Annotated in this window: 19 protein-coding genes; 6 read left to right on the forward strand and 13 right to left on the reverse strand. The window is 53.1% G+C overall.

The window, feature by feature from the left end:
• Positions 1-204 precede the first annotated feature (204 nt).
• Positions 205-2,319: a polyribonucleotide nucleotidyltransferase gene (pnp, locus tag CPA50_RS00660; protein WP_227519556.1), complete on the forward strand. Its 2,115-nt coding sequence runs from the start codon at positions 205-207 to the stop codon at positions 2,317-2,319.
• Positions 2,320-2,516: 197 nt separating this feature from the next.
• Here pnp and CPA50_RS00665 read toward each other — a convergent pair whose 3' ends face one another.
• From CPA50_RS00665 to CPA50_RS00700, 8 genes are all read right to left on the reverse strand, one after another.
• A complete protein-coding gene (locus CPA50_RS00665) occupies positions 2,517-3,395 on the reverse strand; it encodes an alpha/beta hydrolase (RefSeq protein ID WP_096780580.1) in 879 nt (292 codons plus the stop codon).
• Positions 3,365-5,230, reverse strand: a complete 1,866-nt coding sequence (locus tag CPA50_RS00670; RefSeq protein ID WP_096780581.1) for a DUF4105 domain-containing protein — start codon at positions 5,228-5,230, stop codon at positions 3,365-3,367. The genes CPA50_RS00665 and CPA50_RS00670 overlap by 31 nt, the downstream gene beginning before the upstream one ends.
• 81 nt (positions 5,231-5,311) lie before the next feature.
• On the reverse strand, positions 5,312-5,776 hold the full coding sequence (locus tag CPA50_RS00675) for a DUF3015 domain-containing protein (protein WP_096780582.1): 465 nt from the start codon (positions 5,774-5,776) through the stop codon (positions 5,312-5,314).
• Positions 5,777-6,048: 272 nt separating this feature from the next.
• The gene (locus CPA50_RS00680; RefSeq protein ID WP_096782263.1) at positions 6,049-6,750 is read right to left on the reverse strand and encodes an ABC transporter ATP-binding protein; all 702 of its coding nucleotides are present in this window, start codon (positions 6,748-6,750) and stop codon (positions 6,049-6,051) included.
• A gap of 8 nt (positions 6,751-6,758) precedes the next feature.
• On the reverse strand, positions 6,759-7,514 hold the full coding sequence (gene livG / locus CPA50_RS00685; RefSeq protein ID WP_096780583.1) for a high-affinity branched-chain amino acid ABC transporter ATP-binding protein LivG: 756 nt from the start codon (positions 7,512-7,514) through the stop codon (positions 6,759-6,761).
• Between the two features lie 6 nt (positions 7,515-7,520).
• Positions 7,521-8,792: a high-affinity branched-chain amino acid ABC transporter permease LivM gene (locus CPA50_RS00690; RefSeq protein ID WP_096780584.1), complete on the reverse strand. Its 1,272-nt coding sequence runs from the start codon at positions 8,790-8,792 to the stop codon at positions 7,521-7,523.
• Positions 8,792-9,715, reverse strand: coding sequence for a high-affinity branched-chain amino acid ABC transporter permease LivH (gene livH, locus CPA50_RS00695; RefSeq protein WP_096780585.1), 924 nt, complete (start codon positions 9,713-9,715; stop codon positions 8,792-8,794). The genes CPA50_RS00690 and livH overlap by 1 nt, the downstream gene beginning before the upstream one ends.
• Before the next feature lie 160 nt (positions 9,716-9,875).
• On the reverse strand, positions 9,876-10,988 hold the full coding sequence (locus CPA50_RS00700) for a branched-chain amino acid ABC transporter substrate-binding protein (RefSeq protein ID WP_096780586.1): 1,113 nt from the start codon (positions 10,986-10,988) through the stop codon (positions 9,876-9,878).
• A 258-nt stretch (positions 10,989-11,246) separates the two neighbouring features.
• On the opposite strand from CPA50_RS00700, the gene CPA50_RS00705 reads away from it, so the two are divergent.
• On the forward strand, positions 11,247-11,747 hold the full coding sequence (locus CPA50_RS00705; RefSeq protein WP_096780587.1) for a MarR family winged helix-turn-helix transcriptional regulator: 501 nt from the start codon (positions 11,247-11,249) through the stop codon (positions 11,745-11,747).
• Between the two features lie 21 nt (positions 11,748-11,768).
• Here CPA50_RS00705 and lon read toward each other — a convergent pair whose 3' ends face one another.
• Positions 11,769-14,219 (reverse strand): endopeptidase La, encoded by a 2,451-nt coding sequence (gene lon / locus CPA50_RS00710; protein ID WP_096780588.1) that lies wholly within the window; start codon positions 14,217-14,219, stop codon positions 11,769-11,771.
• A gap of 165 nt (positions 14,220-14,384) precedes the next feature.
• Between lon and CPA50_RS00715 the strand changes: the two genes are divergently transcribed.
• Positions 14,385-15,248 carry a thioredoxin family protein gene (locus CPA50_RS00715; RefSeq protein WP_096780589.1) on the forward strand — a complete coding sequence of 288 codons (864 nt, stop codon included), beginning with the start codon at positions 14,385-14,387 and terminating at the stop codon, positions 15,246-15,248.
• Between the two features lie 494 nt (positions 15,249-15,742).
• On the opposite strand, the gene CPA50_RS00720 is transcribed toward CPA50_RS00715, so the two are convergent.
• The 3 genes from CPA50_RS00720 to CPA50_RS00730 all read right to left on the reverse strand — a co-directional run bounded on the left by CPA50_RS00720 (position 15,743) and on the right by CPA50_RS00730 (position 18,301).
• Complete coding sequence (locus CPA50_RS00720) at positions 15,743-16,051, reverse strand: hypothetical protein (RefSeq protein WP_096780590.1); 309 nt, start codon at positions 16,049-16,051, stop codon at positions 15,743-15,745.
• 1 nt (position 16,052) lies between these two features.
• Complete coding sequence (locus CPA50_RS00725) at positions 16,053-16,715, reverse strand: hypothetical protein (protein WP_096780591.1); 663 nt, start codon at positions 16,713-16,715, stop codon at positions 16,053-16,055.
• Positions 16,716-16,936: 221 nt separating this feature from the next.
• The gene (locus CPA50_RS00730; protein WP_096780592.1) at positions 16,937-18,301 is read right to left on the reverse strand and encodes a KamA family radical SAM protein; all 1,365 of its coding nucleotides are present in this window, start codon (positions 18,299-18,301) and stop codon (positions 16,937-16,939) included.
• Positions 18,302-18,954: 653 nt separating this feature from the next.
• Here CPA50_RS00730 and aceE point away from each other — a divergent pair.
• The 3 genes from aceE (at position 18,955) to CPA50_RS00745 (ending at position 23,956) form a co-directional block, all read left to right on the forward strand.
• Positions 18,955-21,615, forward strand: coding sequence for a pyruvate dehydrogenase (acetyl-transferring), homodimeric type (gene aceE, locus CPA50_RS00735; protein ID WP_096780593.1), 2,661 nt, complete (start codon positions 18,955-18,957; stop codon positions 21,613-21,615).
• A 10-nt stretch (positions 21,616-21,625) separates the two neighbouring features.
• Positions 21,626-23,281, forward strand: coding sequence for a dihydrolipoyllysine-residue acetyltransferase (gene aceF, locus CPA50_RS00740; protein ID WP_096780594.1), 1,656 nt, complete (start codon positions 21,626-21,628; stop codon positions 23,279-23,281).
• Positions 23,282-23,437: 156 nt separating this feature from the next.
• Positions 23,438-23,956: a DUF2478 domain-containing protein gene (locus CPA50_RS00745; protein WP_096780595.1), complete on the forward strand. Its 519-nt coding sequence runs from the start codon at positions 23,438-23,440 to the stop codon at positions 23,954-23,956.
• A 65-nt stretch (positions 23,957-24,021) separates the two neighbouring features.
• Here CPA50_RS00745 and CPA50_RS00750 read toward each other — a convergent pair whose 3' ends face one another.
• On the reverse strand, positions 24,022-25,152 hold the full coding sequence (locus tag CPA50_RS00750; RefSeq protein WP_096780596.1) for a DcaP family trimeric outer membrane transporter: 1,131 nt from the start codon (positions 25,150-25,152) through the stop codon (positions 24,022-24,024).
• Positions 25,153-25,332: the final 180 nt, after the last annotated feature.

A 25,332-nucleotide genomic window follows, 5' to 3' on the forward strand; every position in this document is an offset into this window, starting at 1 on the left:
TGATTATTCAGTGAATCTGAGATTTCCTGTTGGATTGGAAAGCTGAAATTGATAGCAGGTTGTTGAAAGCCCGGGCGGTACGCAATTGCAGCGTACCAGTTGCCTGGCCGGGGTTTTACAACAGCCTGTTAGCTTTCAGGCAGGGCACTTTCAGAGTCACACTTCAATCATTCTGAATAGATAACGCAGGAGTTCGTTGTGGATCTGCAACCGCGTAAAAAATCATTTGAACTGGGTGGCGAAACCGTCACTCTGGAAACGGGCCGTATTGCCCGCCAGGCTACGGGTTCCGTTCTGGTCACCATTGGTGATATTTCGGTTCTGGGTACCGTGGTTGGTGCCAAGGAAGCCAAGCCGGGTCAGCCGTTTTTTCCGCTGACCGTTAACTACTTCGAAAAAACCTATGCCGTTGGTAAAATCCCGGGTGGTTTCTTCAAGCGTGAAGGCCGCCCCTCCGAGAAAGAAACGCTTACATCCCGCCTGATCGACCGTCCGATTCGTCCGCTGTTCCCGAATGGCTACATGAACGAGACTCAGGTTATCTGTACGGTTATGTCGTCCAGTAAGCAACAGGACCCGGATATCGCTGCCATGCTGGCTGCTTCTGCTGCCTTGGCCATTTCCGGTATTCCTTTTGACGGCCCTATCGGCGCCTGTCGTGTTGGTTACACCAACGAGAAGGGTTACTTCGTAAACCCGAGTTTTGAAGATCTGAAGACGTCTTTGCTGGATATGGTCGTTGCCGGAACTGATGAAGCGGTTCTGATGGTTGAATCCGAAGCCAAAGGCCTGACTGAAGACCAGATGCTGGGTGGTGTTCTGTTTGCGCACCAGGAAATGCAGACTGCTGTTACAGCGATCAAGGAATTTGCCGCTGAAAATGGCAAGGCCCGTTGGGACTGGCAGGCACCTGCTGAAAACACTGAATTGCTGGGCGCGATCAAGTCTGAGTTTGCCGGGGCTATCGAAGAAGCCTACGGAATTCATGACAAGATGGCCCGCTATGCCCGTCTTGGCGAAATCAAAACGGCTGCTGTTGAGAAACTGGCAGGCGAAGAGGAAGCCCAGCCTTCCGCTGATGATGTTAAAAAGAACTTTGCAAAAATCGAAAAGTCGGTTGTTCGCCAGCAGGTTATCGATGGTAAGCCGCGTATCGACGGTCGCGACAACAAAACAGTCCGTCCGATCGAAATTGAAGTTGGTATTCTGCCGAGTGTTCACGGGTCTGCACTGTTTACCCGTGGAGAAACCCAGGCGATTGTTACCACGACTCTGGGTACTTCCCGTGACGTTCAGACAATTGACGCTCTGGAAGGCGAGCGCAAGGATCCGTTCCTGTTCCATTACAACTTCCCTCCATACTCCGTAGGTGAAGCTGGCCGTGTCGGTACTCCTGGTCGCCGTGAAGTAGGTCACGGTCGTCTGGCGAAGCGCGGCGTGATGGCGGTTATGCCGACCATGGAAGAGTTCCCGTATGCTATTCGTGCGGTTTCCGAGATTACTGAATCCAATGGCTCCAGCTCCATGGCGTCTGTCTGTGGTTCAAGTCTGGCGCTGATGGATGCCGGTGTTCCTTTGAAGGCCCCGGTAGCCGGTATCGCCATGGGTCTGGTCAAGGAAGGCGACAAGTTTGCGATCCTGACTGACATTCTTGGTGATGAAGATCATCTGGGTGACATGGATTTCAAGGTTGCCGGTACCAAAGACGGTGTGACCGCACTGCAAATGGATATCAAGATCCAGGGTATTACCGACGAGATCATGGAACTTGCTCTGGAACAGGCTCACGCAGCGCGTCAGCATATTCTGGGTGAGATGAACAAGGTTATCTCTGTATCGCGGACTGAGCTTTCACCGCGCGCTCCGAGCATCACAGCTATCAAGATCAACCCAGAGAAGATCCGTGACGTTATCGGTAAGGGCGGTTCCATGATCCGTTCTATCTGTGACGAGACCGGCGCTTCTATTGATCTTGATGACGACGGTAACGTGAAGATTTATGCAGATAACCAGGAAGCAGCCCAGGCGGCGGTTAACCGGGTTAAGGAAATCACTGCAGAAATCGAAGTGGGTGCTATCTACAAAGGTCGCGTTGAGCGCATTGTGGACTTTGGTGCTTTTGTTAACATCCTGCCTGGCAAGGATGGTCTGGTGCACATTTCCCAGATCTCTGATCGCCGGATCGAGAACGTGACTGACGAGCTGAGTGAAGGTCAGGAAGTTCTGGTCAAGGTTCTGGATGTGGACAACCGTGGTCGTGTGAAGCTGTCTATGAAGGAAGTCAAAGAAGGCGAGCAGCCGACGGACTTTTCTGACTGATAGCTAGCAGCTACTGAAAACCCGCCTTTCCTCTGGATTGGCGGGTTTTTTGTTTTCTGGCCTTTAGCCTTGAGGTAACAGGTATCGGGTAGGGCTTTTCAAAACACGCTGTGAATACTTCCCTGTACGCTTGGCTCCGCCATCCATGGCTACGCACAGTTTTGAACAGCCCTCCCCAATACCCGCCGCCTGTAAGCCTAGTTCCTCCCCAGAAAATCCAGCACGGCGTCTCTATAGGCAGGAATTATGAACGTGGCCGCGTGGGGCGTATCCGTTTGCAGGAATTCTTTCGGTTCAGCGGCAGCTTCATAAAGTGCCTGGCCGTGGTGGAAGGGGATGATGCCGTCGCGGACACTGTGGATGATCATAACGGGTACGGGGCTGATGCTGGCAATCAGGTCTATACCTTCGTATTCGTCTGGAATTGTCCAGCTCAGGGGGGCCTGGAGAGCCCAGGTGAGCCAGAAGCTGTCCAGTTTTTCCCGGGCTATGCCGCGGAAGCCGGAGAAGGTTCCATCGAGGATGACGCCGGTGAGTTCCGGTGTCTCACCCCTTTTTTCCCATTCGCTGGCGAGTGCCAGGCCCAGGGCCCCACCAAGGCTCTGGCCGAGAAGGAATACCGGCTTATCTTTTGTGTCAGGTTCAATGACCAGCCAGCGCAGGCCGGTTTCAGCGTCGTGAAGGGCACCTTCTATGTCCGGGGCGCCAGAGGATTCGCCATAGCCCCGGTAGTCGATGGTGAAGACGTTGTAGCCTTCAGCAGGCAACCAGGCGATGTTGAGAAGGTGGCTGCTGATGTTCTGGGCATTGCCGTGCAGGAAGTAAACTGTTCCCAGTGGCTCGCTTTCAGCGGGTAGCCACCAGCCGTGCAGCGTTTCTCCATCTGCAGTGTCGAGGTAGACGTTTTCGTATGTCAGGTTAAGGCGGTCCGGAGTTATATAAGTGGTTCTGTCCGGATAGAAAAACAGACTGCTGCAGCCGCTCTGCAGCAGTACGGTAGCTATGAGAAGCAGAGCCAGTGAGCCAGTTTTCAGCCTGGGCATTTTCAGAAGTATGCGTGAAGTCCGGTTTGCCATGTGCTCTGGTACCTGTCGTAGTGATCTTCCCGGGTGAATTCTGCGAACAGGCTGAACTCACGGCCGATGTGCCAGTTGGCTTTTAGGTATACCTGATCTTGCCGGTGCTGGCTGCTGACGATCCAGGCTTTGGTTTTGGCTCCGGCTGCCAGACTGAAGCGGTTGTTCTGGTGCAGCAGCCCGATATCGGCGCCGGGAGCGGCATCGTATCCACGACGCAGATCGTCGTCGATTTCAAGGTCTGCAGTGGCAATAGCGAAGGCCTGGGTTTTTTCGCCGAGGCTCCAGCTGCCGCCTGCGCCGCCGTCCAGATATGGGGCCAGAACACGGGTTTCGCCGCTATCTGTGCGGCGCCCACCAAAGCCCACTTGCCAGGATAGTGGCGAAAAGAAGGCATCTCTCGGGCTCAGGGAGCGTATTTCTACGGCGGTAAGCTGTTCCAGCTGTAGCTCGTCGTTATCTGTGTAGTAGCGCGCGTCCAGACGGAGAAATTGCAGTTGCGCACCGCTACGGTAACCAGCTGGCGGGTCAAGAATATCGTGATACGCGGGGCGGAATGTGAGTCGGGTAAACTCCCTGTGGGCTTGTTGTCCGGCGCCCAGACTTAAGCGGAATGTGTCGTGGCCCTGATCGTCGCGGACTTCCGGTTCGGGTGGTTGTTCAACTGGTGCAATGCCATCGATTTTACTTCGTTCCCGAAGCAGACTGTGGGAGAGCGGGGCGGCAATCTCTCTTGGCCAGCCATCGGCTTCGCTCTGATAACGCACATAGTCGTAGGTGGCATCCAGCAAATGAGCGCGTTCGCGAAGCGGGAGGGCCCGGACTTCCTCGCTGTCAGGTTTTACATATCCATTGGCAATGGCGGCTGCAAGCGTCTTGTTCGGTTGGGGTAGCGTCGAAAGGCTGTGTGCAACGGCAGTGGCTGCCGATGCACGATAGTGCACATCTTCAACCAGGTCTTTGCCGATTACCCAGCGCACAGTATCGGACGGTATGGCGTGCGTGCTGACCTCACCCAGAAGATCTGTTCCCGGGCGGGCTACGTCGATGAGAGCCAGCAGGCGGTAGGCACAGTTTTCGTCGAAAAAGTAATAGTCGAAATTACGATCCCGGATTTCCCAGGCATGAGCCAGCATGAAATCCACTTCCTGCTGGTTCAGGTTCAGTTTGTATTCCCAGAGATCCCGGTGCTCGATGTCAGAGTAAAGACGGATCTTTTCATAATAGGGTTGAATGGTGGTGATGCCGGGGTAGCCTCCAAAAATCCCCCGGTAGGCGAACAATAGCTCGCTGTCATGGGCCGCGGCATCGGCCGCATAGGAAATCGTGCTGGCGAGCAGCAGGTTGGTCTGCTCATCTTCCTGTGGCGGATCCAGCCGGAGAAATGTATGGCCGAACATGGATGATGGGCTGTTCAGGTATGAGGCTGCAAACACCAGAGTAACGCTTTCAGTGTTAAGTGTTTGTGTCCAGTTCTCGTATTCAGGGCACACGGCGGCTTCTGCGGGGATATCAAGTTTCTCCCGCAGCCAGCTATCCCTGGCCGGAAAGCGACATCGGGCGTGGCTGTCGCCACCTCCCGGCTGCTGTATTGCCTCAAGGGTGGCTTCCAGCTCCGCTTTTGGGGAGGTTTTGCCGTTTTCACTCAGAAAAAAATCAGCATCATCCGCCTGGCTGGTGTAACTGCCACCAAATCTGTCCGGCTGATAATGAATAAGCGTGAGCCAGGCAGGGTCCAGATACAGTGGGGTTTCGGCGATTTGTGTCTGAGCCTGCAGAGGTAAGCTGGTGATGAGCCAAAGCACAGCTGGCCCAATGCGAAGCGAGTTGCCCATGGGTAATGCGGTTTCCGTTAGAGATGATAAAACGGGGAAGTGCGCCATCCTTGGCGCTTTTGCATCCCTGCGGTTCAGCTATCAGGCCGCTACGTATTTGCTCAGCGACTCATTCTTTTCCAGCAGAGCGACAATTGCGTCGACTGCTTCACCAGAGGTGGTGTCGGAGTTAGGGAAAACAGCTGCGAAGTTGTCCTGCAGAACCTGACGGAAAGCACCGCGGTCAGCTTCTTCAACGCCCAGAAGAACGGCCAGGGTTTCCAGGTTTTCACCGTTCCCGCGAGACATGTCACGGGCTACTTTGTCGATGTTGCTGTCCATGTACATAGCCATGGATTGCACAGATTCGTTGGTCTGGCAGCCCAGGGTGCCAGTAGTCATGCCGAAAGTCTGGTTGCCAAATGTACCGTTGGTTGTTGCAGCCAGTACGTGAGGGGCAATGCCGGATTGTCCTTTCCAAATCATGGCGCCAACACCGCAGCCAGGTTGAGCGAAGGCCATAGAGGAAGCGCCCAGAAGAATTGCACCTGCGATCAGTTTTTTCATTATCCACTCCTAGATTTATGTTTTAGCTGTTGTCGCAATATATACATAACCAACTCGGATGTTGAATATGTAGAAACGGCCCTGACGTATTCCTGTAATCAGGTATAAAGACCGTTGCCTAAGTATAGTGCAGATTTAATGACGACAAGTCCATAATTACGTTACCATTTGATTTTAAGTAATTATTTTGCTTTTTGCGGGGAAAAAGAGTAGCTGAAAAGGGCACAAAAAAACCGGAGTAACCTCCGGTTTTTTTGTTCAGGCTGGTAGAACTATCCGCCCAGATACGCGTTCTGCACATCCGGATTTGCGAGGAGGTTCTTGCCCGTGTCGTGCAGCCGAATGTTTCCGGTTTCCAGAACGTAGCCCCGGTCCGCCAGATTCAGTGCCTGGTGAGCGTTCTGCTCAACCAGAAATACGGTAATACCTTCGTCCCGCAGATGGCCGATGATCTCGAATATCTGTTTGATTACCAAGGGGGCAAGCCCCAGTGACGGTTCATCCAGAATAATCATGGTTGGCCGGCTCATCAGGGCCCGGCCAATGGCGAGCATTTGCTGTTCGCCGCCAGACATGGTTCCCGCGCGTTGGTGTTCGCGTTCCTGCAGGCGAGGGAACAGTTCATAGACATGGGCCTGGCTTTTGCGGATCTCGGATTTTGTGTTGAAGAACCCCCCCATGTGCAGGTTTTCTTCAACGGTCAGCCCGGAAAATATTCTCCGGCCTTCGGGTACTATGGCAAGCCCTGAGCGCATGATCTGCGCAGTGGGCTCGTTGGTTATATCACGGCCTTCCAGAATGATGCGCCCGGAACTGGCCTGCGGAGTCCCGCACACAGTCATCAGCAGAGTAGTTTTCCCTGCACCGTTTGCGCCGATCAGGGATACAATTTCGCCCCGGTTCACCTCAACAGAAACCCCGTGCAGGGCTTCAATCTTTCCGTAATGGGTGTGGACGTTTTCTAGTACAAGCATGCTCATATTCAGGCCTCGCCCAGGTAAGCTTTGATCACGTCGTCGTTCTGGCGGATTTCTTCCGGAGTGCCACTGGCCAGGGGGCATCCCTGGTTGATGACGTTGATCCGGTCGGAAATGTCCATTACCAGGCTCATGTCGTGCTCAATCAGCACCACGGAAACGTTGTAGTCCTCTTTCAGACTTATGATAAGTTGATTGAGTTCTTTTGTTTCCGCGGGGTTGAGGCCGGCTGCCGGCTCGTCCAGCATCAGAAGTTTCGGTTCTGTGACCATGCAGCGTGCTATTTCCAGCCGTCTCTGCTGGCCGTATGCGAGGTTGCCCGCATCCCGGTTGGCGAGGTCCAGCAGGCCTACCCGCTCAAGCCAGTAAGCAGCCCGGTCAAGGGCTTTCTGTTCACGCCGCTTGTAGTCGGGAGTACCGAATAACCCGGCTAGCATGTTGGTATTGAGGTGGCGGTGCTGGGCTACAAGCAGGTTTTCCACAACGGACATCTGGGTGAACAGACGAACGTGCTGGAAGGTCCTTACCATGCCCAGCCGGGAAATCTTGTAATCGGGCTTTCCCTGAACCTCTTTGCCTTCAAAAAGGATTTTGCCACCGCTGGGCTTGTAAAAGCCGCTCATGCAGTTGAATACGGTGGTTTTCCCTGCGCCGTTAGGGCCAATAATGGAAACAATCTCCCGTTCCTGAATGTCCAGTGATACGCCGTCTACCGCCAGCAGGCCTCCAAAGCGCATGGACAGATTCTGTACTTCAAGCATCGTCTGTCACTCCTGCCTGTTCAGTTTGATATGAATGCGGCGCATGGGCAGCAGGCCCTGTGGTCGCCATATCATCATAAGGACCATAGCGGCGCCAAAAATCAGCATTCGGTATTCGGAAAACTCTCGTGCGAGCTCCGGCAGAATGGTCACTGCAATGGCGGCCAGAATGACGCCAAGCTGCGAGCCCATGCCGCCCAGAACCACAATCGCAAGGATTATTGCGGACTCAAGAAAGACAAATGACTCGGGGCTGATAAAACCCTGCTTGGAGGCAAATACGGTACCAGCAAAGCCAGCAAAAAAGGCGCCAATGGTGAAGGCTGAAAGTTTGACGGCAGTGCGGCTCAGGCCCAGGGAACGGGCTGCAATTTCATCTTCACGCAAGGCTTCCCAGGCGCGACCCACGGGCATGCGCATAAACCGGCGAATAATCAGCGCAGTAATAACGGCCAGCACCAGTGCGATCAGATACAGGAAGATGACTTTGTGTTCGCCGCTATAGGCAATGCCAAAGGTTTCATGGAACGACGTGTTGCCTTCTTCCTTTACGCGCCGGCCAAACTCCATACCAAACAGAGTCGGTTCGGGAATGCCGCCAATACCGTTGGGGCCACCTGTCAGTGTTGTCCAGTTATTGAGCAGGATGCGGATGATTTCGCCGAAACCGAGGGTGACAATAGCCAGATAGTCCCCGCGCAGTCGCAACACTGGAAAACCCAGCATCAACCCGAACAGGGCGGCAAGCAAAGCGCCGATTGGCAATGCCATCCAGAACGAGATGCCCGTATATTGCGACAGCAGGGCGAAGGTGTAGGCGCCAACTGCGTAGAAGGCCACATACCCGAGGTCCAGCAGGCCAGCAAGGCCGACAACCACGTTAAGGCCAAGTGCCAGCATGATATAGATCAGCACCAGTGTGGCAAGGTCTACGGAGCCCCTCGACACTACGAACGGCCAGAACAATGCAAGCACTACAATGCCTGTGAGTATCCAGGACTCGAGTTTTGCCTTTTTGGCCTGCTCCATGGGTTCCCGGTCGGCAAGAGGGTTGAGCCTGGGTAGCTTGCCGAGCAGACCCGTGAAGGAGTCTCGATATGCCTGGAAGACAAAAACTGCCACAGCCGCCAGAACAACCGCAATGATGGTTGAGGTTTTTGCTCCGGTGAGCGTGATGTTGATGCCCTTGGCTTCAAGGTTAAAGCCGAGAATAGGAAACGAGATAATCAGCGTAACGATCGCGCAGAAGAGCGCGTGTCTGTAATTTTTAGCAGCCATCAGATCTTCTCAACCTCCGGTTTGCCAAGCAGGCCCGTGGGTTTGAACAGCAGAATAAGAATCAGCAGGCCGAAGGAAACAACGTCTTTGTATTCACCGCTGAGATAGCCGGATGTCATACTTTCAGACACGCCAAGGATCAGTCCGCCGAGCATGGCGCCGGGAATGCTGCCGATGCCGCCCAGAACGGCGGCAGTAAAGGCTTTGAGCCCCGCAATGAAACCGAACAACGGGTCGACAGACCCGTAATACATGCCCAGCAGCAGGCCGGCAACAGCAGCCAGTGCGGCACCTATTATGAAGGTTGCGGAAATAATACGGTTGGTATCAATGCCCAGCAGGCTGGCCATACCAAGGTCCTGCGACACTGCCCTGCAGGCACGGCCGGTCCGGGAACGTGAGATGAAAAGCGAGAGAGCCGTCATGCAGACCAGTGTCGTTATAAAAATAGTGATCTGCATGTAAGACAGCGACATTTCGAATGCGCCGTCAGCGCTAAAGTTAAATCCACCTTCGATAAGAGCAGGGAAACCAACGTTGCGGGAGCCCTGGGCCAGGTGCACGTAGTTTTGCAGGAAGATGGACATACCGATTGCAGATATCAGTGGGATCAGGCGGTGGCGGCCACGCACCGGGCGATAGGCCACACGTTCCACGGCCCAGCCCATGGAGCTGGAGACGATCATGGCGCACAGGAGCGCAACGATAAGTATAAGTGGAAGCCAGGCAAGGCCAAGAGCTGTCAGGCCTGTTATGGCGATAAGCGCAGTGTAGGCGCCGATCATATAGATTTCACCATGGGCAAAGTTGATCATGCCGATGATGCCGTAAACCATCGTGTAACCGATGGCGATCAGAGCGTAAGCGCTCCCGATCGTTAGCCCGTTAATGAGCTGTTGAGAGAAATACAGGAGGTCTTGCATTGTTATTTGACTCCAGAGGCCTGCTCCCTCCCCTGGAACGCATCAGGCACGGGATAACCGGGCCGAAATGGAACAGGATCAAGGGGAGCCTAGAAAAACACCTTCTCCCGGATCGCGGTGAGAAGGTGCTCTCATGATTACCGTTAATTAACGATTTGGCTTAGTTTACCGGAGTTTTGCTGCCATCTGAATGCCATTCGTATACAACAAACTCGAATGACTTCATATCGCCGGCTTTGTCATACTGCACAGTGCCGATAGGGGTTTCAAAACTGCCGCTACGCAGTGCTGCAGCAACATCGAACGGGTCTTTTGACTTGGCCGCTTCGATACCTTCAGCAACCAGTTGGACAGCAGCGTAAGAGGTCAGAACGAACGGGCCGGAAGGATCTTCACCTTTGGCCTCAAATGCTTTTACCAGCTCCTGGTTCTCAGCTTTTTCGTCGAAGCTGGGTGGCAGGGTTACCAGCAGCCCTTCTGCGGCTTCACCGGCAATGGTATTGATGTCCTTGTTACCAACGCCTTCCGGGCCCATGAAGATGGCGTCCAGATCTGCCTGGCGTGCCTGACGAAGAATCAGGCCAAGCTCCGGGTGGTAGCCGCCGAAATAGACATAGTCCACATCAGCTTGCTTGAGCTTGGTGACCAGGGATGAGAAATCTTTGTCGCCTGCGGTAACGCCTTCAAACATGGCAATTTCGATGCCTTTGTCTTTCAGCGTATCGCGTACCGCCGTAGCAATACCTTCACCGTACTGCTGCTTGTCATGAACGATTGCGACCCGCTCCGGGTTCTGCGTGGCTATGTAGTTGCCGGCAACGGGGCCCTGCATGCTGTCAAGGCCAATGGTGCGGAACACCAGCTCATAACCCCGCTCGGTAATTTCCGGGCTGGTTGATGCTGGTGTGATCATAAGAATGCCTTCATCCTCATAGATATCTGAGGCGGGCTGGGTCGAGCTGGAGCACAGGTGTCCGATTACATAGCTGACGCCATCGTTCACCAGCCGGTTTGCGACAGTCACCGCTTGCTTGGGGTCACACACGTCATCGTATTCTACAGCGACGAGCTTTTCGCCCATCACGCCACCGTTGGCGTTGATCTGTTCAATGGCCATACGGGCACCGGAGAACTGCATATCGCCGTACTGGGCAACAGGACCGGTCATTGGGCCTGCGATACCAATCTGAATATCCGCAGTGGCATGGCCTGCGGCCATCAGGGCAACGGAAGTGCTAACGGCGGTTACGAGCTTTTTCAGTGTAGTTGTCATTTGTGTCTGTCCTGTTATGTTCAGGGTTATTCTTTGTGTTCTCAGAAGCCTAAACAAACACTACACATCCTGCCTTGTCAAGTTAGCCCCGGGCTTCTTTGATTATTTAACCTTCCCGTGTTCAGGCTTTGGTGTTGTCGAGATGACACAGGAACGCCGATTCCGGGAAACCGCTACTTGCATTTGAGGGGGGCAAGACCTCTAATAGTTAGTGTTGTAAACAAAATATTGAATGGCTGCAGCGGAGCAAGTAACACAGTGCATAATTATGACCATGTTCTGGTAGCGCTCAGGCGTGTTATCCGGGCAACGGATCTTCATTCCAAGCGTTTAAGCAAGAATGCCGGGCTCACTGGCCCGCAACTGTTGATTATGCGGACAATCCGGGATTTGGGCGAGGTTACCATCGGGACCATCGCCGAAAAGGTGAGCCTCAGTCAGGCAACGGTTACGACCATTCTTGATCGTCTGGAGCACCGGCAACTGGTTTACCGTGTCCGCAGCACGCAGGACAAACGTAAAGTGCACGCACATCTGACGGAGGGAGGGGCGGATATACTTTCCCGGGCGCCAAATCCCCTGCAGGAAGATTTTATAAAGAAGTTTCAGAGCCTTCATGAATGGGAGCAGAATATGATTCTCGCGTCCCTTCAGCGGGTTGCCAACATGATGGATGCTGACGACATTGATGCTTCACCGGTGCTGGATGTCGGCCCGGTTCTGAAAGATGATGGCTGGAAAGAAAAGGAAAAGGCGTGAGCCTTTTCCTTTTCTACTGATTCAGTGAACTGACGATCCCTTTCGGGGCTTGCTGCCAAAGCACACCTGGAAAACATCGTTGTAGTTTCGGGCAAAGTTGACGGTCAATCCCTCCCTGAGATAATCCGGAAGCTCTTCATAGTCTCCCCGGTTTGCCTCTGGCAGGATCAGGTTGCTGATTTTCTGGCGGCGTGCTGCGATAACTTTCTCGCGAATGCCGCCAACAGGCAGCACCTGGCCTGTGAGTGTCAGCTCTCCTGTCATCGCTGTATTTTGCTGGGGAGCTTCCCTGCGGGCAATAGACAGCAAAGCCGTTGCCATGGTAACGCCGGCGCTGGGGCCGTCCTTGGGTGTTGCGCCTTCCGGCACATGAAGATGCACGAAAGATTTGTCGAAAAATCCAGGGTCCCCTTTGAACCGCTTGAGGTTTGAGCTGACGTAACTGTAGGCGATTTCGGCTGATTCCCGCATCACATCACCAAGCTGGCCGGTCAGTTTGAAGCCGCGCTGACTGGTATGTATCCGCGAAGCTTCAATGCTGAGCGTTGCGCCTCCCATGGCAGTCCAGGCCAGGCCGGTAACTACCCCGACACCCTTGAGTGACTTTTCTTTCCGGAATGCTGGTTGCCCCAGATATTCCTGCAGGTCGGATACGCCCACCTTCACAGGTTCATCCGGGGATTGCAGCAGTTTTACTATGCCTTTGCGCATGACTTTGTGCAGTAATTTCTCCAGATTCCGGACGCCCGCTTCACGGGCATAGCCTTCGATTATCTGGCGGATGGCAGCATCAGTTATGTTGAATTGCTTTTTAAGCAGTCCTGCCCGTTTCAGCAGGCGCGGCAGCAGGTGATGCTTGGCGATTGCCAGCTTCTCCTCGCCAATATAGCCAGACAGACGGATCACATCCATCCTGTCCAGAAGCGGTCGCGGAATGGTGTCCAGCTGGTTGGCCGTGCAGATGAACAGTACCTTGGACAGGTCCATGCGGACGTCCAGGTAATGATCCAGAAACTCTCTGTTTTGCTCCGGGTCCAGAGTCTCCAGAAGGGCGGAAGCCGGGTCTCCCTGATAGGAGGTGCCAATCTTGTCGATCTCGTCGAGCATAATAACCGGGTTGGCTACTTTGCTGTCTTTCAGGGCTTGTACAAACTTGCCGGGCATGGCGCCAATATAGGTCCGCCGGTGGCCTTTGATTTCAGCCTCATCCCTCATGCCTCCAACGCTGAAGCGATAGAACTTGCGGCCCAGAGCGCTTGCAACAGAATGTCCTATGGACGTTTTACCAACACCCGGCGGGCCAACCAGCAGAAGAATTGAACCACTGATTTCGCCTTTGAATGTGCCCTCTGCCAGGAATTCGATAATCCGGTCTTTTACATCGTCAAGGCCGTCGTGGTCGCGATCCAGTATGCGGCGGCCTTCTGCCAGATCAAAATGATCCTCTGAGTGTTGTCCCCAGGGTACCTGAGTCAGCCAGTCCAGATAGTTGCGGGTAACACCGTATTCTGGCGAACCCTGTTCCAGAATCTGCAGCTTCTGCAATTCTTCTTCAAAGCGCTCTTGTACGGCGTCTGGCGGGTTTAGCTCTGCCATACGGGATTCAAAGCGTTCGGCATCCGCCGTTTTATCGTCTTTCGACATGCCCAGCTCACGCTGGATCACTTTCAGCTGTTCTTTCAGGAAGAAATCCCGCTGGTGCTTCTGCACCGTCTCATTCACTTCTTCGCTGATTTCAGATTGCAGGCGTGCTACTTCCAGTTCCTTGCGCATCAATAACAGCACTTTTTCCATGCGCCTCAGCAAGGGCAGGGTGTCCAGAATGTCCTGGAGTTCGTTGCCCGGGGCGCTGGTCATGGATGCGCCAAAGTCTGTCAACGGGGAGCTGTCTTCCGGACCGAAGCGCGAAAGGTACTGTTTTACCTCTTCGCCATAGAGCGGGTTGGTGCGCAACAACTCTTTGATGGCGCTGATGATCGCCAGCGTGTAGGCCTTGGTTTCATCTGCATCTTCTTCAGGCTCCTGGGGATACTCAACCTCTACGAGATACGGTGGCTTGCGGCGCAGCCACTGAACGATACGAAACCGCTGCAGTCCCTGAGCGATAAACTTAACGTTTCCATCTTTGTTTTGTGCGTGATGTACCCGAACGGCGCAGCCAACGGATGCCAGTTCACTGCTTTCAGGAATATCCTGGCCGGATTGTTGGTCTTCAACAAAACAGATGCCCAGCATTTTATGGTCGGTTTCACCCACGCGCTTGAGTGTCTCCTGCCAGGGGTTCTGGTTGACCATGACCGGTTGCACCTGAGCAGGAAAAAACGGCCGGTTCGAAACGGGCAGAATATACATCCGTTTGGGCAGAGAATGCCGGGGCAAGGCCAGGGCTTTGCTGTGCTCGTTCTTGCCGATGTATTCGGTAACGTCTTCCTCGAATTCTTCCAGCGAGTCTTTTTCGTTGTCGTGATTCATGCCGTACCTGTGTTCCGATAGGAGGAGTGTCTTACCTCTAACTAGAGCCTAAAGTCATATTTTCAAGCATGGCGGCCATGAATACCCTGATCCGGCACTCTTGAATTCCGGGGTGGGGCGCCCCATCTCTACGCATTAATCAAATGAACATTTCAGGTGCCCGACATGAGCAGCTCTCCTTTTATATTTGAAGCCACCATGGAAAACTTTCAGCAGGAGGTTATGGATGCCTCTGCGACAGTGCCTGTCCTTGTGGACGTATGGGCTGAGTGGTGTGCGCCCTGCAAGCAGCTTATGCCCCTGCTGGAAAAGCTGGCGAATGAGTATCAGGGCGCCTTCCGGCTTGCCAAGGTTAATGCGGATGAGCAGGAGCAGCTCACCTCCAGTCTTGGCGTGCGTAATCTGCCAACAGTAATCCTGGTGAAAGATGGCCAGGCCGTTGATGGTTTTAACGGCGCGCTGCCTGAGAGTGAAATTCGCAAGGTGCTGGAAAAGTACGTGGAGTTGCCTGAAGAGCCTCCCTATGAGAAAGCTCACCGCATCTGGGAAGAAGGCGATATCAGTGGAGCAATGGAAATTCTTTCAGAACTGAATAGAGAGGATCCGGAGAACCTTAAGGTGCTGATCGATCTTGCCCAGCTGAAAGCGGAAACCGGCGATATCGAAACTGCCGAGCAGGTTCTTGAAAGCCTGCCGCCGGAAGAGAAGCTGCAGCACCAGGCAAAACAGCTGGCTGCGAGAATAAAGTTTCTGAAACAGTCCGCCGAACTTCCGCCGATGAAGGATCTGGAAATGGCGCTGGAGCAGAACTCGAAAGATCCCAATGCTCTGCATTTGTTGGCATTGCACAAGGTGTTGCAAGAAAAAAATGCAGAAGCGATGGAGTTGCTGATTCGGCTGATGCAGGCAGACAGTAAATATAAAGATGAGATAGCCAAAACCACGTTGGTTGAGCTGTTTGAGAAGTTGGGAAGCAGCAACCCGGATGTGCGCACATATCGTCGCAAGCTATATACGCTGATGCACTGATTTGGTGGCGAGATTTTTGTGAGTGTTCCGCCCTCTCACGTGGCGCTCATGAAAAAGTGGGCTTGTTGGACGTTTTAGGTTTCTATTCTATGCCCTTCTGGTGAGTTGTCAGACTGTGTTTGTGCATGCCTTGAGAAATAAACGTTTCGGCGTTAGATCTGAATGTTCTGCATAACTCGCCAGAGTAATGAGGCTCCGGGTGCTCTGACAGCTCATCGAATACTACGACCATTGCTGCTGGCATGGCTTCGTTGCTCCAGTTGGACGATTTGACGGTTTCTAATAGTCTCCCAGAGATCGTTTGATATATTTCGGCTTTGTCGCTGGCGCCACGCGAGGCCGCAAAATTTGAGCAAAGTGATAAGCCGATGAAAGTTCTTGCTACAGGGAGGAGTCGCCGGTCAACTTCAAAGTGCTCATTTCCAAGTGAGCATGGGGGTGTTAGCGCTGCTACAATGGCCAAGACAAGCAATGATGGTTTGAAGCAATGGTTTCTATATCTCATTATGAGTTTCCAGTGCTGTAACATCTGGCCGTTTGGCCATTCGAAGCGCTACCAGATAACCCGCATGAAGAGCGGGTGTGAATATGAGCCACAAGCAAAGTGTTAAAAAATAGCTTAGTTCAGCGTGAAAATATTGAGCAATCATCGTGGCACTGATAGATAACAAAAAGGCATTAGCCCCAACGCAACGCGCCCAGTAAAGTCGAGTTTTCGGAAGCTCTCTGGTGGCCAGTCCAAGCAAAAGGCTGTAGTACACAAAGACGCCAGAAAGCCCTGTCGCAATCATAATAATCAACATGCTAGAGCTCGCTATAAGCTAGCAGCCCTCGAGCGGCAAGCTCTTTCTTTGCCTTGGCAGATTCGTTTTTGGCCATAATATTTAGGCCAGAAATAACAATAATTGCGGGAACGCTGAGAGCGCCTAGAGTTCCCGCAAGCTGACTCCCTGCACCGAGTTTTCTGGCAACGACTTTAATGAGCTCACTCTCTTTAAGAGCTTGTAGTTGGGCGCTCACATATGCTCTTGGCCCCTTTTGCGACATCAAAAATATTCCAGTAGCAACGGATCCAACCGTAAAGTCAGGAAGAGCTAGAGGGTTAAATTGATTAGTTGTTTTTTCTTTATTGCGAGAGAACCTGAAAAACTCAATTAGCTCTTCATCCGACAGAGACCACATGTACCAGCGGTTCTGCACGCTGAGTTCGCCTATCAACCCCAAAAGTTTCGTTGTGAGGCTGCCGTAAGGAACGTTGTTAATGATTGCACTATTCACCTGTCGGCGTTCAGCTGAAGGAAGATGACGGTAGAGTGCTATGCCATTGAGGATGGGGGCGTACACTTCAGGATTTTTGGCTATCTGAGACTGAAATGCTCCCAGACCCATAAGGTCCGCCAGAGCGACCAGAGGCGCACTTCTGAAGTCGGCGGTAACATATCTTTCTGTAGCAACAATATTGCTCATCAAACACTCCTTGTTTGATTTAAAATCTATTCATCCTTGTTTTAGCCGATAATCGTCGCTAAACCAGCAGTTTCTGTCAACCCCGCGCCAAAAAATGCCCTTTCTCAGGAAGGTAGTCGTCTTTTCAATCCTAGCCTATCCAGGGGGCTATTATGGCGCGAGGTCTGGTTTCATCTATTCGGTTGTAGCGGAATCCTTTGGGCTGTTGGCATGATCAGGCGTCAGCCATTACCCTTTTTCATTTCTTCAAACTCATCTTCAAAGAAGAACTTCTCCTCTCCGAAAGCTGGCTCCAGCTCGTGCAGCCAGGTCGCTGTCTCGCTGTATTTGGCAAAGAACGGGCGCTGAACCCAGTCCGGGTTCCGGCCTTGCAGAAAGCGCAGTACAAAAACCTTCTCGCCATTCACTTCCGCAATCCCCTGGATTTCGACTTTGCCCGGGCCGGCGCTCATGCTGGGGCCTCGTGCGGTGCGTGCCAGGCCGCTGACTTTTTTCATGGCTTCGCGGTATATGTGGAAGGCTTCCGCAAGGGGTACTTCAAAGTAGTTCTTGGCGCCGGTGTCTCGCTCTACAAACATATAGTATGGGATGATTCCCAGCTGCACTTCTTTTTTCCACAGTTTGGCCCATGCGTCCGCATCATCGTTCACATGTTTTATCAACGGGCCTTGTGCCCGGATTTCGGCGCCGGTGGCGCGGATTCGGCGAATGGCCTCCTCGGCTATGTCGGTGGTGATTTCCTGCCAGTGGTTGTAATGCGCCATGATTGCGACATGTTTGCCGGCATCTACCAGCCTGGCGAACAGTTCAATCAGTTCGTCTGAATCCTTGTCGGTCACAAAGCGGTATGGCCAGAAGGTCAGGGCCTTGGTGCCGATGCGGATAGTCTGGATATGGTCGAACTCAGGCTGTAGCAGAGGCTCAAGATACTGGGCCAGGCTCTTGGTTTTCATTACCATGGGATCACCGCCAGTAACCAGTAAATCGGTTACTTCAGTGTGCTCCTGAAGGTAGCCATGCAGTTTGTCTGCCTCGGTGCTCGACATTTTCAGGTCTTTGTCGCCTACGAACTGCGCCCAGCGGAAACAGAAGGTGCAATAAGAGTGGCAGGTCTGCCCCTGGGCCGGGAAGAACAGTACTGTCTCGCGATACTTATGCTGCACGCCGTCGAGAACTTCACCTTCCAGTTCCGGCATGTTCATTTCCATCTGGCCGGCGGGATGAGGGTTCAGTTCATCGCGGATTTCTTTTGCGACGGCCTGAATCTCTTTTTTCTCTGCACCATCTCTGTGCATTCTGGCCATGCGCTCAAAGTGTTCGTCTTTGAGCATTCCTTTTTGCGGAAAAACCAGCTGATAGATGGGGTCGTTGGGTACATTGTCCCAGTTGATCAGTTCATTGATCACATACTCATTTACCCGGAAGGGCAGCACGCTCGCAACCACCTTCATTTCGAACAGGGTGTCTTCAGGGAGGTTCTGTATAACCTCGATCTTGTCTAGCTGCCGGTCTGTGTAAACCTTGAAGCGTCGCTCCTCGAATTCTGTAGTGGGAATCCGGTCTGGAAAAGTGACTATGGAGTTCATGGTTCACCCTCTGTGGTTGCATGTCTGGATTAACAGGAGGGCAAAATTATCGCCGCTCCGATGGTCAAAAATTGGGCAGGCGAGTATACATAAATTGTTGTTTAGTTTCAGGTCTAATTAAAAGGTCTCTGGTGTCTGGGCTTGTTGTCAAGCAGGATGTTATTTAACGCATTGAAAATATTGGTAAATAAATAATGTCTGGCTATGTTTTGATGCATTTATTTCATTTAGCACGGTAACTAAAATGGTGTCTGCATACCCACTAAGACGTTGGTCTGAGTCTGGTTGTCGAGTGATCGAAAAAAGGGCACTATTACGTAACTAATCGAAACTATAGTTGTCGTTTGGTGCGAAGATTCGAGTTTGAGCCAAAATATTTATTTAATTGTAGTAAAAATACTACGGGATTCGAGGCTCAGGCATGTTGGTTCAACCGGCTGCTGGTGTGTGGCTGGTCAATCTTCCGGGTCGGGCGGTAAAAGTAATAAAGCTGTTCTATGCTTGGTGAACGCACGCTACGCCGCTGGCCGGTTAATATTCTGGCGGGTTGTTCATAACTGACGAGGCTGTATTTCGCAGCTCATTGATACCGCGAGCGCGGGGCCGGCCTTGGCACCTGCCGCATTTTTTGAAGTACAAAGGGGGGAGGTTTGATGTACCAGGATGATGATCCCATTGAAACCGGTGAATGGCTTGATGCGCTTGAGTCGCTGATAGAGAACGAAGGTATAGACCGGGTAAAGTATATTCTTGAGCGGCTCTCTGAACGTGCCAGCCGGGATGGCACGGAGTTGCCGTACTCAATTACGACCCCGTTCCGAAATACCATTCCTTTAACCGAGGAAGCCCGGATGCCGGGTGACCTGTTTATGGAGCGACGAATTCGCTCTTTAATCCGCTGGAACGCAATGGCGATGGTTGTGCGGGCCAACAAGCGCCCGGGTGATCTGGGTGGCCATATCTCCACTTTCTCGTCAGCAGCCACGTTGTACGATGTTGGCTTTAATTACTTTTTTCATGGTGGTGACGAGAATCGTGAGTCAGACCTTGTGTATTTTCAGGGTCACGCTGCGCCGGGCATTTATGCCCGCTCTTATCTTGAAGGCCGGTTCGAAGAATCGCAACTGGACAAATACCGCGAGGAAGTCGATGGCGGTGGTTTGTCATCCTACCCTCATCCCTGGCTGATGCCGGACTATTGGCAGTTCCCCACTGTGTCTATGGGGCTGGGGCCGATTCAGGGTATTTATCAGGCGCACATCATGAAGTATCTCGATAGCCGTGAGCTGGTCGAGATGGGGGACAGGAAAGTCTGGTGTTTCCTCGGTGATGGCGAGTGTGACGAGCCTGAAACCCTGGGGTGTATCTCCAAAGCGGGGCGTGAAAAGCTCGACAACCTGGTGTTTGTGGTGAACTGCAACCTGCAGCGCCTGGACGGCCCGGTACGCGGGAATGGCAAAATCATTCAGGAGCTCGAAGGTTCCTTCCGCGGTGCTGGCTGGAACGTAATCAAGGTGGTTTGGGGTCGTATGTGGGACCCGCTGTTCGAGAAAGATGAAGACGGCACCATGCAGCGTGCCATGGATGAAGTGGTCGACGGTGAGCTGCAAAGTTTTACTAACGCTGGCCCTGCGGCGACGCGAAAGCAGTTCTTTGGCAAATATCCCAAGCTCGCCAAGATGGTTGAGAACTGGACTGACGATGATATCAACAAGCTTAACCGTGGTGGCCACGACCCATACAAAGTCTACGCCGCCTATAAGAAGGCAGCTACCGAAGCGAATGGCCGGCCCACTGTTATTCTGGCCCACACTATCAAAGGCTATGGCTTTGGCGCGGCAGGAGAAGCCACCAATACGGCTCACTCACTGAAGAAACTGGATACTGAAACTCTGAAATCTTTCCGTGATCGTTTTGCGATTCCGCTGAAAGATGAAGAGCTTGACGAAGTGCCATACTACCGTCCGGCGCCGGACAGCCCTGAGCTGGTGTATATGAAGAAGCGCCGGCAGGACCTGGGTGGATTCTATCCCAAGCGCCGTAAAGACAGTCAGCCGCTGAAAATTCCTGACCTGGATATTTTCAAGCAGGTTCTGGAAGGCTCCAACGACCGTGAAATTTCTACCACTATGTCGTTTGTGCGTATTCTGAGTGCGCTGGTAAAAGACAAGCGCGTGGGTAAGCGGGTTGTGCCGATTGTTCCTGATGAGGCCCGTACTTTTGGCATGGAAGGAATGTTCCGCCAGCTGGGTATCTATACCTCGGAAGGGCAGAAATATGTGCCGCAGGACCGTGATCAGATCATGTATTACCGTGAAGATAAAAAGGGTCAGATTCTGCAGGAAGGCATCAACGAAGGCGGCTCAATGGCGGCCTGGATTGCAGCTGCAACATCTTACAGCACTAATAATTTCCCGCTGATACCCTTTTACGCGTTTTACTCGATGTTCGGTTTTCAGCGGGTTGGCGATCTGGCATGGGCGGCTGGGGACATACAGGCCCGAGGCTTCCTGATTGGTGGTACCGCCGGGCGCACCACGCTGAACGGTGAGGGTTTGCAGCATCAGGATGGTCACAGCCATATTCTGGCCAATACCATTCCCAACTGTAAAGCCTACGACCCTGCTTATGCCTACGAGATGGCGGTGGTTATCCACCACGGTATGAAGGAAATGTACGAAGACAACAAGAATGTCTACTACTACCTGACTATGGAAAACGAGAACTACGTGCAGCCGCCAATGCCTGAAGGGTGTGAAGAAGGCATTATCAAGGGCATGTACAAGTTCAACTCGGTTGAGGCAAAAGGCAAAACCAAGTTGCGGGTTCAGCTGTTGGGCTCCGGCGCCATCATGAACGAAGTGACTGCGGCGGCTGAACTGTTGAAAGACGATTGGGGTGTCAGCTCTGATGTATGGAGTGTTACCAGCTTCAACGAACTGGCCCGTGACGGGCAGCACGTAGAGCGCTGGAACCTGATGCATCCGGATGACAAGGGCCGCAAGGCTTACGTTACCCAATGTCTGGAAAATCAGGTTGGCCCGGTGGTGTCGTCTACCGACTACGTTAAGTTGCACTCGGAACAGTTGCGGGCATTTATTCCTAAAACTTTCCTGACGCTGGGTACGGATGGTTTTGGCCGCAGCGATACCCGTGAAAAACTGCGTGATTTCTTTGAGGTTGATCGTTACCACGTTGCCGTAGCGGCGTTGTCCGCTCTGGCTAAAGACGGTGAGGTCAAGCACGAGCAGGTTCTTGAGGCCATGCGCAAGTACGGAATCGATCGCAATAAACCGAACCCCGCGCACCGCTAAGGAGACCGCTATGAGTGAACAGGAAATCAGGGTCCCGGATCTTGGCGGGGCAGACGAAGTTGAGGTTATTGAACTTCTGGTAAGTGCCGGAGATTCGGTTGAGGCAGAAGATCCGATTCTGACAGTTGAAACAGACAAGGCCTCTGTAGAGTTGCCGTCCCCCGGCGCCGGCAAGATCATCAAGCTCACCGTCAAGGTAGGTGACAAGGTCAAGGAAGGCGACGTTGTGGGTACCATGGAGTCCAGTGGCGATTCAGCTGGCGCTACTGAAGGCTCAGGCAGCCAGCCTGAACAGAAACCCGAAGAGGCGCCGGAGGCCAGGCAGGAAAGCAAGCCTGCACCGAAGAAGCAGTCTGGTGGTTCCCGGAAGGAAACCGTGCTTGTTCCGCCGCTGGATGGTATGGAAAAGGTTCCGGTTATCGAAATCAACGTGTCTGAAGGCGATGTCATTGAGGCAGATGATGCCTTGGTGACTGTTGAATCCGATAAAGCGTCCATGGAAATTCCGTCACCATACGGCGGCAAAGTGGTCAAGATTCTGGTGGCTGAAGGCGATAAGCTGTCTGAAGGCGACAAGCTGCTTGAGCTTATGATTGAAGGCGGCGAAGGCGAAGATCAAGACGAAGAACCCGATGGCGTGTCTGAGGCTGTTCCCGCTCAGGATGAAAAATCTGAAGCCAAAGCTGACGAGAAGGTACAGGGTAAAGAGCCTGCGCCACAGTCTCAGGGCTCAGTTTATGAGCCGCCAGGATCTGGCTCCAAGGTTCATGCTGGCCCTGCGGTGCGCAAGCTGGCCCGGGAGTTGGGTGCGGACATGACGCGCATCAAAGGCTCTGGTCCAAAAGGCCGGATCCTGAAGGACGATGTTCAGACCTATGTGAAGAGCCAGTTACAGCAGGCTCAGCAGAGTGGTTCAGTAGCTAGTGGCTCCGGTATCCCGGGCGTTAAGCTGCCGGACTTCAGTCAGTTTGGTGACATTCAGAAAGAAACCATGTCGCGGATGATGGCTGTAACAGCTGCCAACATGCAGCGTAGCTGGTTGAATGTGCCCCACGTAACCCAGTTTGAGGACGCGGACATCACCGATATGGAAGCGTTCCGCAAATCGCAGAAAGCTGCCGGTGAGAAGAAAGGCGTGAAGATGACGCCTCTGCCATTCCTGCTGAAGGCCTGTGCAACGGCACTTGCGGAGCTGCCCCAGTTCAATGTGTCTCTGGATATGGAGCGTAAAGAGGTTATCCGGAAACAGTACATCCATATTGGTATTGCTGTTGATACGCCAAATGGATTGATGGTCCCGGTGATTCGCGATGTGGACAAGAAGGGTCTCTGGGAGCTGGCGGCAGAAAGTGCAGAGCTTGCCCAGAAAGCCCGGGACAAGAAGCTGAAACCCGCAGAAATGCAGGGAGCCTGTTTCACTATCACAAGCCTGGGTGGTATCGGTGGCACAGCGTTTACGCCTATCGTGAATGCGCCGGAAGTAGCAATTCTCGGTGTCTCCAGGGCGGCGATGAAGCCGGTCTGGGACGGCAGTGAATTTCAGCCAAGGCTGATGTTGCCGCTGTCGCTGTCCTACGATCACAGGGCGGTGAACGGGGCTGACGCAGCGCGATTCACATCGTTGCTTGGTCAGCTTCTTGGAGATATTCGCACCTTGTTGCTGTAAGGAGTTGATGCTGGTTTCTGATCCGGCTCAACAAGCGTTGGCTGAAACCCGTTAAACTCGTAATCTTAAAAAGGATCAGGGGGTGCAGAGCAATCTGCACCCCCTTTTCTGTCGTGTCAGCAAAGAGCAGGCAGGGTTTTCCTGTCGGGAGTCCATATGAGCAGTGAGCTGAACCTCGCAGCGATTATCTACGATAACGATGACCAGCCCGTCGATGCCTTGTTGCATACGCTTGCTGCCAACCTTAACCAACGTGGTCGCAGGGTGGCCGGATTGGCTATGGCAATAAATGAGCAGGGCCTGCGGCGTGAGCCTATGGCATTGCAGGATCTGGAAACCGGATGTGAATATTCCATTGCGCAGAACCTGGGGGCAGAATCACAGTCCTGCTGTCTTGATCCTTATGGTCTTGCAGAGGCGACTGGTGTGCTGCGCTCCCTGCTGAATAATCCTCCCGGGCTGGCTATCGTGAACCGGTTTGGGCAGCAGGAGATAGATGGCAAAGGCTGTCGTGCTGAGTTTCTTCAGTTACTTGATGCGGGCATACCTGTGCTGACTGTGGTGAGGCGCAAATTTCTGCATCAGTGGCAGGAGTTTTGTGGCGGGGAAGCGGTTGATCTTCCGTTTTCTGAAACGGCGGTGCAGCAGTGGTGTGATGAGGTTTTGAAAAAGTAAGGCCAGAAACAGATACGCCCCGGAAGACCGGGGCGTATCTGTACTAGCTAGCTGAACAGTACGATTTAGAAGTTGTACTGAGCTGCGAACAGCAGGCGGCTTGCGTCGCCGTCGTCACCATTCTGAACTTCGCGCATACCATACTGGTATTCAACGCCCATCATGACGTTTTTGACCGGAGTCCATTTGTAGTTTGCCATAACAGCTGATACTGATTCAGTGTCGCCAGCAGTGATCGCGCCGCCTGAGTCTGCAACAGCGTCGTCCAGATCTACTTCAACCATACCGTAGCCGATGTTGATGCTGCGGCCATTGCCGATGTTGAAGCCTGCACCAATGCTGCCGCCGTAGCCGGAGATGGCTTCTACATCGCCACTGCCGTCAACGTAAGCACTGGCGGTGCCAGAGCGGTACAGGTAGCTGCTTGCGCCATCTGTGTAGCTCAGGGTGCCTTGCAGGGTGATCATGTCTGAAACCGCGATTTTACCAGCTACGAAGGTTGCGAAACCCATAGTGCTGTCATCGGTTGTTCCAGTGTCATAGCCTACTTGCTGGGCCAGGACGGCTGCAGAGTAAGACATTCCGCCAGAGCTATCTTCGATACGCGCAGTCAGAGCTGGCATGCCATCTTTTTTCGCGCCGCCAGCAAGTGAGTTCTGCGGTTGCTCTGCAGAGAAAGAGAAAGGTCCGGTGGTATAACGCAGCTGCGCGGTACGAGACTGGTAACCAGCCAGGCCGGGCAGTGAGTCAAAGTCCAGGGTAGAGGTGCTGCCGACAAAGCTGGTGAAGTTAGACCAGGTCTGACCCGCCAGAACGCCGTTGTATGAACCGTAGGCATGGCGCAGACGCAGAGAACCGCCGCCGCTGCCACGGAAATCGCCTTCAACGTTGAAAGTAACGCCTTCAGTGCTGGTTGTTTTCACGCCGATACGGCTTTGAAACGCGTCAGCGCCGAAATAGCCAGTTGGCTCGTTGTTTTCAGCAGCGCCCACGTTAATGGCGTTGTAGTTGAATGACCGGGTTGATGATGCGGCATTCTCATCAATATCATAGCTTGCTTTAAGGCTTGCGTAACCGTAGATGCTGGTGTTCCAGCCGCCTGCGTCAAAGCTTACAGCGCTTGCGTGACCAGCCATACCAAATACTGCCACGGCCGCGGTCGCACGAATGGCCATTCTCAATTTGTTGCTTTGCATTGTTGTTGTCTCCACACATTAGACATTTTTTTTGTAGGACCCACGGACAAGATAGTTACCATTGCATGACAATTCAAATAAATTTGCATCACGCTTAGACAAAGGTCTATGAAAGCTTTCTGTTTCTATACAGTTATCTGCGCGCTTTTTCGGGTATTAACCTGGGTTCATGGCACGTGA

It is taken from the genome of Marinobacter sp. ANT_B65 (assembly GCF_002407605.1).
Taxonomy (GTDB): Bacteria; Pseudomonadota; Gammaproteobacteria; order Pseudomonadales; family Oleiphilaceae; genus Marinobacter.